Annotated in this window: 8 protein-coding genes and 1 tRNA gene; 1 reads left to right on the top strand and 8 read right to left on the bottom strand. The window is 47.0% G+C overall.

Annotated features, from left to right (window positions below):
- Positions 1-12 precede the first annotated feature (12 nt).
- The 3 genes from CWB99_RS04215 to CWB99_RS04225 form a co-directional block, all read right to left on the bottom strand.
- Complete coding sequence (locus CWB99_RS04215) at positions 13-2,676, bottom strand: polysaccharide biosynthesis/export family protein (protein ID WP_138550740.1); 2,664 nt, start codon at positions 2,674-2,676, stop codon at positions 13-15.
- 115 nt (positions 2,677-2,791) lie between these two features.
- Positions 2,792-3,592, bottom strand: coding sequence for a DUF481 domain-containing protein (locus tag CWB99_RS04220; protein ID WP_138550741.1), 801 nt, complete (start codon positions 3,590-3,592; stop codon positions 2,792-2,794).
- Between the two features lie 21 nt (positions 3,593-3,613).
- Complete coding sequence (locus tag CWB99_RS04225) at positions 3,614-4,429, bottom strand: mechanosensitive ion channel family protein (protein ID WP_054014800.1); 816 nt, start codon at positions 4,427-4,429, stop codon at positions 3,614-3,616.
- 187 nt (positions 4,430-4,616) lie between these two features.
- Here CWB99_RS04225 and CWB99_RS04230 point away from each other — a divergent pair.
- Positions 4,617-4,692: transfer RNA gene (locus tag CWB99_RS04230), tRNA-His, on the top strand.
- Between the two features lie 377 nt (positions 4,693-5,069).
- On the opposite strand, the gene nagP is transcribed toward CWB99_RS04230, so the two are convergent.
- The 5 genes from nagP to secA all read right to left on the bottom strand — a co-directional run bounded on the left by nagP (position 5,070) and on the right by secA (position 14,692).
- Positions 5,070-6,371: an N-acetylglucosamine MFS transporter NagP gene (gene nagP, locus CWB99_RS04235; RefSeq protein ID WP_125717044.1), complete on the bottom strand. Its 1,302-nt coding sequence runs from the start codon at positions 6,369-6,371 to the stop codon at positions 5,070-5,072.
- Between the two features lie 259 nt (positions 6,372-6,630).
- Positions 6,631-9,216, bottom strand: coding sequence for a family 20 glycosylhydrolase (locus tag CWB99_RS04240; RefSeq protein ID WP_171045256.1), 2,586 nt, complete (start codon positions 9,214-9,216; stop codon positions 6,631-6,633).
- Positions 9,217-9,391: 175 nt separating this feature from the next.
- On the bottom strand, positions 9,392-11,461 hold the full coding sequence (locus CWB99_RS04245) for a M13 family metallopeptidase (RefSeq protein ID WP_138550742.1): 2,070 nt from the start codon (positions 11,459-11,461) through the stop codon (positions 9,392-9,394).
- Positions 11,462-11,501: 40 nt separating this feature from the next.
- Positions 11,502-11,909 carry an 8-oxo-dGTP diphosphatase MutT gene (gene mutT, locus CWB99_RS04250; protein ID WP_138550743.1) on the bottom strand — a complete coding sequence of 136 codons (408 nt, stop codon included), beginning with the start codon at positions 11,907-11,909 and terminating at the stop codon, positions 11,502-11,504.
- Positions 11,910-11,983: 74 nt separating this feature from the next.
- A complete protein-coding gene (gene secA / locus CWB99_RS04255; protein ID WP_138550744.1) occupies positions 11,984-14,692 on the bottom strand; it encodes a preprotein translocase subunit SecA in 2,709 nt (902 codons plus the stop codon).
- Positions 14,693-14,821 lie beyond the last annotated feature (129 nt).

The raw sequence follows: 14,821 nt of genomic DNA on the forward strand, positions 1-14,821 counted from the left end.
ATGGTTAAGCCTCTATAGCCGTGCTATCGCAGCAACACCAACACCTAACTGATAGAATATTTGCGTAGCTGTACTCCAGAGCGTCAAATTGTCCAAATGTGACGAATCCATAGGAACAACGATTGTGTCGCCAGCCTCAAGCTCTGTGTCATGGTTAATAGCGAACCAAGAGTTTCTGTTTGGTATAAATACGGCGCCATTGGCTTTGATAACATATATTTTTTCGGCATCTGCACGATCTCTCAGTCCCCCACTTAGGGTGATGTACTCTTCAATCGAAGTGCCCGATTTAAATAAATGAGAGGAACTGTAGTTCACCTCACCTATTATTGAAATAGACTCTCGCTTCCCTGGTACATAGAGTGCATCACCATCTTGCAAAACAAGAGAGTCCGCTTGCGAAACGATATTTGGTAGATCAATTATCAGCCTTCCCAATGCTTTAACATTCGCAAGGTCTTTTAGTAACCGGTTAGCATCGCTGTAACTAAGTGAAGAGTTGGCTCCAATCGACTTCTGAAAACTCTTAGCTGCAATATCCTTACGCAACTCATCAGACAGTCTTGCAAGCTGCTTGCGCTCTTGCTCCTTTATCGCTTCTCGAGTAAATACTGCCGCTCTGGGTTCTGCATACTCGGTCAATCCGCCAGCACGATTCAGAAGGCTATACAGTGTCTCTCCACGCTTTACAATATATTCACCAGGGAAAGTAACTTCCCCCTTTAACGTAACGCGATAACTAACCTGCCAATTTGGCTTCATCAATACATTCAGTACATCACGACTATTAATCGAACTCTCTATGCCTTCGGAGGTCAAAGGAACTTTGATGTGCGCAACTTGCCCATCCCCTTGTTCACGGGTAATTTCAGCGAACTCAGTGTATGCAGACTCCAGCAAACCTCCAGCTGCGGAAATTGCGTCACTCGCTTTCATATCCTTTGATATTGGATATATACCTGGAAAACGAACTTGCCCCAAAACTTCGATGATCTGACTCTCAGATGAGGAAGATGATTGATATTCAAGCTGAGCAAGCACAGGCGCAAGTAACGTCTCTCGACCGAAAACCGTTGGTACATAGATGTTTTCGTTGATTTCTTGGTTTTCTATGTCTTCTTCTAGCTCGACCTCTTTATCTTTTTCTGTCTCTTTGTTGTTCTCTGTCGACTTGTTCTGAGTGTCTTTTTCTTCCTGTTGAAAAGATACTTTATTTTCAAATTGACGTCGTTTATACAGGTGCCAAAGCTTTACGCTTTTCTGTAACTCTTGTTCTTGAGCTGACATCGCCAAATTTTTCAGCGCACTTTCTTCTTGTTCCTGTGAGTTAAACCGGCTAAAGATAAAAACTTCGTCATTTTTTTGTAATGGAATGCCTTTAGAGTTCAGTGCTTCAGACAGGGAAAATTGCAGCACTTCAATTTCCCCTAACTCTTCACTTTCTCTGACAATGATTGAGTAGCCCAAATCAGCTTGTGGAAGTAGATCAGATCTCGGGTCTTCTATATAGGACTTTAACGTGGCACCTTCAAACCATTGATAGTTACCAGGTCTCGCAACGGCACCGATCAGAGAGACCGAATCGACAACATCATCATTGACAGCCTGAACTTTTATTTCATCTCCACCCTGAGGGATGTAATCAACCTCGCTCTCGCTAAAATTGACTGAGATGACGGATTTTACAGCATTATTCAGAACTCGATTGACCTGTACACGCTGCAAAAATGCCCCTTCTTTGAACCCACCAAACATTTGAGTCAAAGATTCGGCGGTGTCCCCTTCTTTTAATTCAAAAATAGCAGGTCGCTTTACCTGGCCTCCGACTTTCACTTGCGGCCCAACAGAAGGAATAAACACCACGTCTCCAGATTGTAACGTTATGTCATCGCTACTATCCCCTTTAAGAAGAAGATCATACAAGTCCATAACGGCGATAGTATTCCCCTGCCTTTTCACCTCAATGTTGCGCAATGAGGCTATTTTGGTAACGCCACCGGTTGAGAATAGAGCATTAGTCACGCTTGACAAAGGTGAGAGTGTGTAAGTGCCAGGGCGATAAGCTTCACCCACTATCAATACCTGAATACTTCTCAGCTCGGCCATAGATACAAATGCACTAAGACCAATGGCCTCATTTTTCACTTTCTCAGCAATAACTTGTTTTAACTCTGCGTAGGTCAAACCGACCACGCTAACAGGCCTAAATTCAGGTATGTTCAGGCGGCCTTCACGATCGACCATGACCATATGTGTCGCCGACTCTTTTCCATACAAATTAATCGTTACCGTATCACCACTGGCTATAACATAGTCATTGGGTACAAGTTGTAACTCTGTAGGTGCAAAGCTGGTTGGCTCACCAGAAAATAACTCATAACCGAAAGGCTCCAGCTCCTCAACTATTGGCTCCAAAGGATCACGGGGTGCTTTATCATCCTCATCAGGCTGTCTCGGAAAAACACTCGGAGTACTCGGGTTTTGCATTTGAGTTGGATTATTTAACCCCCCCCCAGAAACGTCAGATAGATTGATACCGTATTGCTTTGCCAGCGCCTGCTGTTGGCTCTGTGGCAACTTCTTAAACTGTTCTATTTGCTGGGCGGTCGGTGTAAAAGCAACTGAAACCGCACTAAACATCAGCAAAATTGCTGCAAAAATACGTTTAAAAGACATCCGGTTTTGTATCCTGTTTCACGATAGGCCAAAAAGATTGCGTATTTTACATAAAATAGCGTCTATAAAAAAAGGGCTTATCGCCCTTTTTTTGATATATCTTTGGTTAATTATGTTAAAAGCTGTAAACTAAGGTCAAAGAAGTTTCTGTGTCCGTACTTTCCTTGCCTTCATCAACTGTTGAGTTATGGGTAATATTATATGCCACCTTCATTTGTAAGGAGCCATTGATTTTAGTTAGTAAGGCGGATTCGGAGGTAGTTTTGGTATTGGTATCACCATACTCCATCCCTACGACCTGAGTGAATCGGGCGTTATCCGATACCTGCCACTCAAAGTCAACTTTGGCAACACCAATAACCTCATTATCTGTTGTGCCTGCAAGTGGGTTGCCATTCTCATCTAGTTCTGTACTGTCGTCCTGATATTCAAAGCGCTTCACACCGGGACCAATTTCCGCGTCTAAATACATCGTATCCAGGTTAAGTAAACGTAAACCGTAACCCACAGAGACGACTGTTTCACTACGATAGGCGCCAAAGTAATCCGAATCGTAAGAGCCAAAAATGAACAGGTGACTGTGATCTTCGTTGAGCTTATAGTTGCCCTGCATTGAAACTGAATACTTCTCGTTGGTACGCTCGCTTACTCGCTCACCATCGTCGTTTTCAATTTCATCTTCCTTATATATCCCGCTCAGCTTATATTCATTACGCCAGTTTTTAAGGTTATGCTTCGCCTTAAGTGCGCCCTTGAGTGTTGTGGTTTCAGTATTACCACTGGTGATAATAGCCCCCACTTCACTGGTGATATCCCAGGTTTTTTGCTTTTTTGGCTTCTTTGCAGAAGCTTCTTCAGCAGCTACATTCGAGCTAACAGCTGCCAATACGCACAGAGATAAAAGTTGTAATTTCATTGCCTATAAACCCGTCATTAATTAGTCTTTGTGAAGGTGAACATCCATTTGCGGGAATGGAATTTCGATATTAGCATCGTCCAATGCTAATTTTATATTCTCAACCAGGTCAAAGTAAGTTGGCCAGTAGTCTGATGTCGCAACCCAGGGGCGAACAACAAAGTTGACGCTTGAGTCTGCCATTTCCAGTACGGCAACCGTATATGCTGGCTCTTTGAGGATCCGCGGTTCTTTGTCCAGCACGGATTTTAACACATTTTTTGCCTCTCGGAGATCCGCTTCATAACTCACACCAATCACTAAATCGATACGACGTGTTTTTTCACGAGAGTAATTAACGATGGCACCGGACATAATCGCCGAGTTGGGCATAATGATGACCTTATTATCCGGCGTTCTCAATTCAGTTGAGAAAATCTCGATGCGCTGCACGCTGCCCGCCTTCCCTCCGGCTTCAATATAGTCACCAGACTTAAAGGGACGCAGAATAATGATCAGGACACCTGACGCGAAGTTTGATAGGGAACCTTGTAAGGCCAGGCCGATTGCCAGACCAGCAGCACCCAGGATTGCCACAAAGGAGGTCGTTTCTATGCCAACCTGAGACAGTGCCATCAACAGCGTCGCGGCAAACACTATACTGTAAGCAATGTTACCAACAAACGCGCCAACCGCCTTATCCACTTTGCGTTTGCTAAACGCTTTTTCCGTCAGGTTTGCCGCCAGTTTTGCCAGCTTCATACCAATGAAGAATATGACCAGGGCCAGTAGCCCCTGAAAAAGGTGGTGTATGATAAGAGATGAGTTATCATCGACCCAATGAACAATCGTTTCCATAGTGACTCCTGTAAGCACTTGAGTGAGATAGCGGGGCGATTTTACCCAGCTAGTATGAATATTAGCTGTACAAGCCGGAGATACTCAACGAACTTCTTTGAGATTTTTTTTAATTTAACCCTTTGCAAAGCCCATGATTTTATGTATTATGCGCGCCACACCAGCAAAGGTGGTGTTATCTATTATGGCGGCTGTAGCTCAGTTGGTAGAGCCCCGGATTGTGATTCCGGTTGTCGCGAGTTCAAGCCTCGTCAGTCGCCCCACTTCCCCCTTCTTTCTTTTTTAATAATCCCATTAAACAAAACATTCAGTACTCTGTGTTATTTTACTCAGAACGAAATGCACTATCCAGATAGCGGTATTTATACGACTTTAACGGACTTAAACTCTTGTCTAGTTAATTAGAGACGCAATTTGTCCCAACACTATACACTGTATGTGTGGCGCTCGCCGCAACGTCAGCAATCTTAAATGTTTCTTTCGCATCCAGCTCTGAGTCCACAAGAGACATCTTTTTGAGTGTTTTCTTTTTCAATTGAAGGATTGAGTGGGACAGGACAAAAATGGCATAGAAAAATGCCACCTTACGGTGGCATTACACACGGGATTATTTCTACTTTACAGATAGAAATTCTTTTCGCTATTTCCAGCTTCTCATCTTATGGCCCTTCAGGGCATAGAATAGAATAAACAGATAGCTGGGTAGCATTAAACTGTATGCGCCCTGAGCACCAAGGCCAGCAACATTACCAATACCAATCAACAGAGGCCCTAAAGCCCCACCTGCAATACCCATAATTAACAAGCCTGAAGCGGTACCAGTAAGGCGACCTAGCCCATCCAGGGCCAATGGCCAAATAGCGGGCCAAACCATAGCGTTAGCAAAGCCCAGCAAAGCGATACACAGCAGCGGATCTGGTAATTGCGGCCCACCGAAGGGAACAAGCAATATATTTGCCAAGGCTGTTGACTCATTGTCCCCTAAAACTACAGCAAAAACGGTAACAATACCAGCAATTGCAGACATGACCAGCGCATTTTGTTGCGACATGAAACGCGGAATTAAAGCGATACCGATTGCATAGCCAATAAGCATACAGCCCATCGTATATGAGGTCATTACGGAGTAATCAGCGATGCCCAATTGCAATGCGTACGAACCAATTGTATCGGCAGCGATAACTTCCACCGCAACGTATAAGGCAATACCAATGACACCTAAGGCCAAATGAGGATGACTAAGTGCTTCCTTAACTTCACCTTTACTGGTTTGCCCTTCTTCTTCAAATACTAAGTCTGGCAGTGGAGAAAATTTAGCGAATGCAGCAAATAAGAAGATCAACCCCGCGATGGCCATGTAAGGCGCAATCAGGCTATTCGCCATCATATCTTTTTGAGCCTGACTGAGTGACTCTCCTTCATTCACCACCCCGCTGACAACCACAGCAGCAAATACTATGGGCACTATGACCCCGGCAGACTTGTTCAGCAAACCCATAATACAAACACGGACCGCAGCTGAGCGCTCTGAGCCCATTTTAACTACATATGGATTGACAGCAGTCTGAAGGACTGTCTGTCCAACCCCTATCATTAACTGTGCAAACAAGAAGATCTCTATCATTTGCATTTTGGCAGCCGGAATATACATCAAAGCGGAAAGTGCCATAATAGCACAGCCAATCGCCATGCCATTTTTGTACCCAACGCGTTTTATCAACATCGCAGAGGGGATCCCTGCAACCGTTACCGCAATGTAAAATGAGGAAATAATGAAAGAGGCCTGTAGCGGACTCAGTTCCAGCATTTGCTGCAGGAATGGTGTGATAGCACCATTTAACCAGGTGATACAGCCCAATATAAAAAACATTGAGCCAGCAAGTGTCATCGGTAACCAGACACTTTGCTTTTCGAGGTCATCTTTTTCCACTGTCGCTTCCATAAAACTCTTCTTGTTGCTAATTAAGATTAATACAGGTCGGATTAAAACGAATTAAAAGTAATCCGGATTATTATTTTCTGTGCTATCGGCCCAGGTAGTCGCATCATTATGACGGCTGTTTAACAACGCAGAGCCAAAATGACAGCGCTGACATTTAACTTTACGTTAAAATTTGGCCTTTTTCTAGTTAGTTTTGTGATCAAATGTCCTCACCTTGGGGAAGAGGCATTCCCTCCCCAAGATGATGCTATCGGGTGATTTAGCCTAACCCAGTAGTACGGCTGAACTTTTTATCGCCTAAACGGGTACGCAATAATACGCCATCGGGCTGACTTACACTCATCGGAGCTGTGTAAGTTTGCCAACTCTTGCCATTATCAAGGCTCACTTCAATGGTTAGGTACGGAAATGCACTGTTCGCATGCAACTGACCATCAATGACTTTGCCGCCCGGTACAGGGAGATTCACATTGACACCAGCTTGGTTCAGTTTAGCCAGCTCTTTTAATGCCAGGGCAGCAGAAAACCCATGCCAGTCCTGAGCAAAGCGTTTCTTATCAAGGCGCTCCCCTTCCCAGCCAGCTTTATGCCAGGCGCGTTCTGCCATCGCCAGTAAGCGTGGGAAAACCATCGCCTGCATCTGGTCTTCAGTACGAATGGTTTCACTCCAGACCTGTCCCTGAATACCAAGAATATTTTCCGGCTTTTCAAGCTCGGGCAGCGGACGACCAACCAGAGCTTCTAAATTATCAATGACCTCACCACTGCGGGTAAAATCGGCGTTGGCATACACATCATCTGGCATATAACTGAAGGTTTTTTTGCTGTCCGTGTAGCGAGCCGCCCAGTAGTAACCTCGCTCAGCCGGGTGTGGCTCATAAGGGTGGTCAAAATACAAGTGCGTGCCATGGGACAGCACTACCTGGTAGCCATCATTGGCCAGACGGTGGGCCCTGTCAGCCACACCCCATTCCCAGATATTGTCCCAGACATTGGCGGTAAAAACCTCATTTGGAAACGCATCGCGGTTAAATGGGTTGACCTTGTCGTACATCAGACCATCTTCCCAGGCGCCTGGTGCAATTCCCCGTTTTGCCAGCAAAGTGGCGACTCGCTGAGTAAAATAGGGTTTGAGGTCAGTTGGGCCAGCTATACCATTGTTAGGATCGGCAAATAATGCCTGGCACACAGGCGAATCAACCCAGGAGCCGGCGCCCACCTCGTCACCACCAAAGTGCAAGTTGGTCAGACGCGTACCCGCTTCTCGATACATGCCTTGCAACTCATAGGTGACCTTTTCAATGAATGCGTAGGTCGAATCCTGACACACATTCATCGAGTTATCGGTATAATTCTGTACTGTAATATACTGTGAGGTGTCCTGGGGATCGCTGAGTAAGTAGGCTTTTGCCTGCTCCGGTTTCCCCGCTTTCATCAGTGTATGATAGCGCGCTTCCATCGCCTTGATCGATGCGCGAGCATGGCCCGGGCCTTCGATCTCAGGAATGATCTGAATATGGCGCGCCTTAGCGAACTTGAGCAGTTCAACAAACTCGTCCCGGGTCAGATACCCATTGCCAGAGCCCGATTTATGCGGGCCGGTACCAAGCTGAGTAAGTAAACACTCACGTTCCTGTAAATCAAAGCAGCGATAGCCGCCAATATCCGTCAGTTCAGGCAAGCCTGGGATCTCAAGTCGCCAGCCTTCATCTTCAGAAAAGTGCCAGTGAAATTTGTTCAGTTTGTAACGGCCCATCTGCTCAACCAGTTTGAACAGCGCCTCTTTACCGTGATAGTTACGGCCGTTGTCGTAGTGCATGCCACGCCAGCCAAAACGCGGGGCATCTTTAATCTCTACATTAGGCACCTGTATCTGGCTTTGTTGATCTGCCGGGAATAACGCGAGCAAACTCTGAATACCGTAAAATACGCCCGCATTGTCATGGCCTGTGATCACAATTTTGTTGTCGTCGACTTCCAGCTGATAACCTTCGCTGCCCAGGTCGCTCAGGTCCGCTACTTGCAAATAGATTGTTCTGGTTTTGCCGGCGCTGATGTGATCTGGCTGTGCTTCCAATGTCAGACCATAATCAGCCAAATCTTCCTGAAATACCGCGACTTCACTTTTTAGTCTGCCTGCATAGCGGATCTGCCACTGACTGGACAAATCAGCATAACCACGGTTGAAATCAACATCCATAGGCTTAGGGATAATGCGTTTCAGTACATCTTCGCGAGACAACTTGCCGGTCTGCTGGTTTTGTTCAAAACGCCAAGCCGCGGTTGCACGCGGAGATAAGTCTTTAGGCTGGGCGTGACGATCCAGTTGGTTATCGCGAACAATCGGTGCGACAAAGTCCAGCATGTTTTCGCTGTCAGTATTGGCAAACACGGCCGGTTTTGTATTACCACTAACCATAAATGCCCTTGGCATAAAATCAGTATAAGCGGCAATCCAGGCAGCGGCCTCGTAAGGAATAGTCAAGGTTTCGCCCGGCTTTAACCCGGCAAAATCCTGAGTTGGCACTAACCGGTGTAAGTCGCCATTCACATGCTCAAACTTCAACCCACTGGCCTGCTCAGTTGCGACTTTCCTGATGGAATGAAAGTAGATCTGCCAGTCGCTTTCGCCAGCTGGTAACGCTAACTTTGAGTTGTTTTGTAAGGTGATAGAAGCCAGAAAGCTACTGCTGCCATTATGGTGATTGCTTTCTACTGCAAATGTAAAAGTGGTGTTGTCAGTAAAGGCTTGCAGTTGCGAACTATCCCAGGCAGCTTTAGCCATCATCGGGACTAAAAGCGTGGCCGCGATGGCCCGGGTGAGCAGTTTTTTCTGTATTTTCATTCCGGCTCCTTAACCTGCGCTGAGCGCAAACTTCAAATTGTTGTAAATACCATCATATAGAAGAAAAAATGACAGCGCTATCAATTTTTCCTTACAAGATCTCTATCGTCTTTTTTATCATAGAGTTAACACAAAAAAGCCGCCAGAAACTGGCGGCCATAATAGCAGTAAACACTTACCAGATTTTGACCCGCTCTTGCGGTTTAAGATACATTTTGTCACCTTCTTTGACATCAAACGCATCATAAAACGCCGGCATATTGGGCAACACGCCAATAACACGATAGTGGCTGGGTGAGTGCGAGTCGGTCATCAATCGATTTCGCAACTCTTCATCACGGTAGTTGCGACGCCAGATCTGCGCCCATCCCATAAAGAAGCGCTGCTCACCGGTATAGCCGTCGATTACCGGGGCCGGCTTGCCTTGCAGAGACAACTGATACGCTTTTAGCGCCACACTCAGACCACCAAGGTCACCAATGTTTTCGCCTAATGTCAGCTCACCGTTTACACTGGCATCTTCAAAAGGCTGATACTGATTATATTGTTCAACCAGTTTTTGGCTGCGCGCCTGAAACTGCGCCAGATCTTGCTCACTCCACCAGTTACGCAAGTTGCCATCACCGTCATACTTGGCACCCTGATCGTCAAACCCATGGCCCAGTTCATGACCAATAACGGCACCAATGGCACCATAGTTGACGGCATCGTCGGCTTCCAGATTAAAGAAAGGCGGCTGGAGGATGGCAGCAGGGAAGACAATTTCGTTATTCACCGGGTTGTAGTAAGCGTTAACGGTTTGCGGTGTCATAAACCATTCGCTGCGGTCAACTGGCTTGTCAACTTTACTCACCATATCCTGATAAGCCCACTGATTGTAGCGCACATAGTTGCCAACCAGGTCGTCGGCACTGATCTCTAACCCTGAATAGTCTCGCCACTTGTCCGGATAACCAATCTTAGGTGTAAACTTGCTGAGTTTAACCTTAGCTGCCTGCTTGGTCTGTGCACTCATCCATTCCAGTTCATCGATTGACTGTTCAAAGCCTTTAATCAAGTTATCGACCAGCTCACCCATTCGGGCTTTGGCTTCTGGCGGAAAGTACTCTTTGACATAAATTTTACCCAGCAGTTCGCCCAATACATCATTACTGGCATTCACCGCTTTCTTCCATACAGGGGCCTGCTCTTCCAGCCCGCGCAGCGTCTTGCCATAGAAGTTAAACTTCAGGTCAACCGCTGTTTTGTGTAGCAGCTGTGCATAATCACTGGCAAAGTGAAAGGTCAAATAATCACGCCAGGCAGCCACATCCGTTTTACCAATTAGCTCTGATAGCCCTTCCAGATAGCTGGGCTGAGTCACGACTAGCTCATTGGTAGTCAGACCAAACGCTTTCAAATAAGCCGCCATGTCGAAATGTGGCAACTGTGCATTGAGCGTATCCACCTGAAATTTATTGTAGGTTTTATCCGCATCCCGACTTTCAACCCGTGACCACTGTATTTCTGCCATCGCGGTCTCAAGTGCCATGATATGCTTCGCCGCCTGCTCGGCACGAGGCTGATCATAGCCCATCACCTGCAGCAGGCGTTCAATGTATTGGCTGTATTGCGCACGAATTTGTGTGAACTTTTCCGTATCCTGAAGGTAAAAGTCTCGGTCCGGCAAGCCCAAACCCGACTGCCACAAATAGAGCGTATTCATGGTGGAGTTTTTGGCATCATTATTTGCATACCAGCTTAAAGGTGTCGTGCCGCCCTGAGATAAGGCACGAGCAAATAAAGCGGGCAGCTCAGATTTACTTTGTAATGCCTGAAAAGGGGCGAGGTAAGATTGCAGTGGTGCAATCCCTAACTCTTCGCGTGCCAATTCATCGGTGTAGCTGCGATAGAAATCACCCAGTTTGGCCTCGTCTGAGCCGGGTTTTGCCTGATCGTTACTGGCTGCCTGCTCCAGCGTTTTACGCAATGCTTTTTGTGATGCATCATACAGCTCAGTAAACGAGCCATAATTTGACTTGTCTGCCGGTATTTCGGTGCGCGCTAACCATTTACCATTCACATGGTAATAGAAATCATCCTGTGCCCGTACGGCACTATCGATATTGTCCAGTGCAATCCCTGAATTCAGAGTACTCTGTGCCTGCATTGCTTCGGCTTGCACGTCAGTTTTCACAGGCTCGCTACACCCCGTCAGACCCAGTGCCAGCGCAACCGCTGCGGCAGTGACTGCTATTTTTTTCATTTTTATAATCCTTACTATTAATTTTGCTCAATGGCCATTGCTACTGCTGCACATCATACTGTTGCGCCAGTGCGTCCAGGATAGCCACATTGGCTGCGGGAAAAGCCAGTTGCTTTAACTCACCCCAGCTTACCCACTGGCTGGGCTGCCCTTCCAGCCCTGTCGCTTGCCCCGAAAAATCTTCGACCTTATGCACTTCCAGTTTAACCTGTTTGTCGCCATAGTCATGTTCAATTGTCAGTAAATGTTCAGAACCGTGGACGTCAATACCGATCTCTTCTTTTAACTCTCTGGCCAATGCCTGAGTCACGCTTTCCTGCGCTTCAATTTTGCCGCCAGGAAATTCCCACAGGCCGCCCTGATGTTGCTCTTTGGCCCGTTTACATACAAAAAACTGCGCATCCCGAATGATGACACCCACAGCTACATTCACCACTTTTTTCGTCATATCTAACTCGAATAATCTGTTTTTCTGAGATAAAAAAAGCGACACAAGGTCGCTTTTTCTCAATGTCGCTCAACTTAGGATAGTTTACCGCAACATTGTTTATACTTTTTGCCTGATTTACACGGGCACGGCTCATTGCGCCCTACCTTAGGTTCAGTGCGTGCTGCCACCGCTGCCCCCTGGGGTGCTTCTCCACCGACTGGCGCTGACTCTTCATGCTGATACTGACGCGGTGCCTGCTCGCTGCGACGATGTTGCTCTTCGACTTTTTCAACATCTTCTTCAGCACGTACCTGCACTTTGCTCAGCACACCAACGACGTCCACTTTAAGGTTTTCAAGCATTTCCGAGAACAACTCAAACGACTCACGCTTGTATTCTTGTTTCGGATTTTTCTGTGCATAACCACGCAGGTGAATCCCCTGGCGTAAGTGATCCATCGCAGCAAGGTGATCTTTCCAGTGCTGATCCAGACTTTGCAGCATGACAGCCTTTTCGAACTGACGCAGTACCTGGGCACCCACCATCTCTTCTTTTTGCTTGTATGCGGCTTCAATCTCCTCACCGATACGCTCTCGTAAACGCTCTTCGTATAGTTTATTGTCTTCCTCAAGCCATTTGGCAATCGGTAATTCAACCATAAAGTCGTTCTTCAGGCGCTCTTCGAGGCCAGGGATATCCCACATTTCAGCCAGGCTCTGTGGCGGAATGTATTGATCAACCGCACTGTTGATCACATCACCACGGATAGCTGAAATAGTTTCTGAAATGTCACCCTCTTCCAGCAGCTCGTTACGCTGCTCATACACCACGCGACGCTGGTCGTTGGCTACATCATCGTATTCAAGTAGTTGTTTACGAATATCAAAGTTACGTGCTTCTACTTTACGCTGCGCATTTTCAATCGCACGGTTCACCCACGGGTGTTCAATCGCTTCACCGCGTTGCATACCAAGCTTACGCATCATGTTAGTCATGCGTTCGCCCGCGAAGATACGCATCAGCGCGTCGTCCATAGACAGGTAGAAACGGCTCGAACCGGCATCGCCCTGACGACCAGAACGACCACGTAGCTGGTTATCGATACGACGAGATTCATGACGTTCAGTACCGATAATATGCAGACCACCCGCTTCCAGTACATCATCGTGACGTTTCTGCCACTGTGCCTTGATGTCATCAATTTGGGCATCGCTTGGGTTGTCCAGTTTAGACACATCATTCTGCCAGTTACCACCCAGCATAATGTCCGTACCACGACCCGCCATGTTGGTTGCGATCGTCACTTTACCTGGTAAACCGGCATCTGCAATGATATCTGCTTCCTGAGCGTGGAATTTCGCATTCAGTACGTTGTGCTCAATCTTTTCTTTGCGCAGGAAGTGTGACAGATACTCTGAGCTTTCGATTGAAATGGTACCGACCAGTACTGGCTGACCACGTTTCTGACAGTCGCGGATATCGGCCAGAATGGCTTCAAACTTCTCGTCCTGCGTCAGGTAAACCAGATCAGCACGATCGTCACGGATCATTGGCTTGTTGGTTGGGATAACCACGGTATCCAGTCCGTAGATAGACTGGAACTCAAACGCTTCGGTATCGGCAGTACCCGTCATCCCAGCCAGTTTGTCATACAAACGGAAGTAGTTCTGGAAGGTAATGGAGGCCAGCGTCTGGTTTTCGTTTTGAATACGAACATTCTCTTTCGCTTCCACCGCCTGGTGCAGGCCTTCTGACCAGCGACGTCCTTCCATCGTACGACCCGTGTGCTCATCAACAATGATGACTTCATTGTCTTTCACAACATAGTCGACATCTTTTTGATATAGCTTGTGTGCACGCAGGGCGGCATAAACATGGCTCAGCAGGGTAATATTACCCGCGGAGTAAAGTGAATCGCCTTCTTCAATCAGGCCATTTTTCACCAGCAACTCTTCAACTTTCACCTGGCCACGCTCGGTTAGGTGAACCTGCTTACTCTTTTCGTCGAGTGTGAAGTCGCCATCGCCTTCAACCCCTTCTTCGTCTTCCTTCTCCTGCAGGATCAGCTCAGGTACTATGGTGTTGATCTTAGTGTATAGCTCAGAACTGTCTTCGGCCGGGCCGGAAATAATCAGCGGCGTACGGGCTTCATCGATCAGGATGGAGTCAACTTCATCCACAACGGCATAGTGCAATGGGCGCTGAACACGCTCTTCAATGCTGAACGCCATGTTGTCGCGCAGGTAGTCAAACCCGAATTCGTTGTTGGTACCATAAGTGATGTCGGCTGCATAGGCTTCTTTTTTCTGCGCGGGCATCATACCCGGCACGTTACAGCCAACGGTGAGACCTAAGAATTCGAACAGTGGTCGGTTATTCTCGGCATCACGCTTGGCAAGATAGTCGTTCACGGTAATCACGTGTACGCCCTTGCCTGTCAAACCATTTAAATAGGCCGGAAGCGTCGCGGTGAGTGTTTTACCTTCACCAGTACGCATTTCAGAAATGCGGCCCTGATGCAAAACAATACCACCGATCATTTGTACGTCAAAGTGACGCATGCCAAACACCCGAGTCGATGCTTCACGCACGGTAGCAAAAGCTTCCGGCAGCATGTCATCCAGGCTGGTGCCTTGCTCAAATCTTTGTCTGAATTCCGCGGTTTTAGCTTGCAGTTCTTCGTCTGATAGCGCCTTATATTGTTCTTCTAGGGCGTTGATCAGGGCGACCGTTTTTCTCAGATTTTTAATCATTCGGTCGTTGCGGCTACCAAAAATCTTGGTAAAAATTTTCGTTATCATGTTTAAACCATTTCACTCATCTATTTGCGAGCACCTATTTGGGTAACGCGGTTGTCACGCTCGCTCGTCCTGTTGGCGACAAAGTCGGACCTTGCTGTGTGCCGAGTTAAATTTGTGCCCTATCATACC

Origin of the sequence: Pseudoalteromonas rubra (assembly GCF_005887095.1) — a bacterium.
GTDB classification, from domain to species: Bacteria; Pseudomonadota; Gammaproteobacteria; order Enterobacterales; family Alteromonadaceae; genus Pseudoalteromonas; species Pseudoalteromonas rubra_E.

Excerpts from the sequence above, each read along its gene's own strand:
- CWB99_RS04215 (WP_138550740.1), bottom strand. The coding sequence starts at position 2,676 with ATGTCTTTTAAACGTATTTTTGCAGCAATTTTGCTGATGTTTAGTGCG.
- CWB99_RS04220 (WP_138550741.1), bottom strand. The coding sequence starts at position 3,592 with ATGAAATTACAACTTTTATCTCTGTGCGTATTGGCAGCTGTTAGCTCG.
- CWB99_RS04225 (WP_054014800.1), bottom strand. The coding sequence starts at position 4,429 with ATGGAAACGATTGTTCATTGGGTCGATGATAACTCATCTCTTATCATA.
- nagP (WP_125717044.1), bottom strand. The coding sequence starts at position 6,371 with ATGGAAGCGACAGTGGAAAAAGATGACCTCGAAAAGCAAAGTGTCTGG.
- CWB99_RS04240 (WP_171045256.1), bottom strand. The coding sequence starts at position 9,216 with ATGAAAATACAGAAAAAACTGCTCACCCGGGCCATCGCGGCCACGCTT.
- CWB99_RS04245 (WP_138550742.1), bottom strand. The coding sequence starts at position 11,461 with ATGAAAAAAATAGCAGTCACTGCCGCAGCGGTTGCGCTGGCACTGGGT.
- mutT (WP_138550743.1), bottom strand. The coding sequence starts at position 11,909 with ATGACGAAAAAAGTGGTGAATGTAGCTGTGGGTGTCATCATTCGGGAT.
- secA (WP_138550744.1), bottom strand. The coding sequence starts at position 14,692 with ATGATAACGAAAATTTTTACCAAGATTTTTGGTAGCCGCAACGACCGA.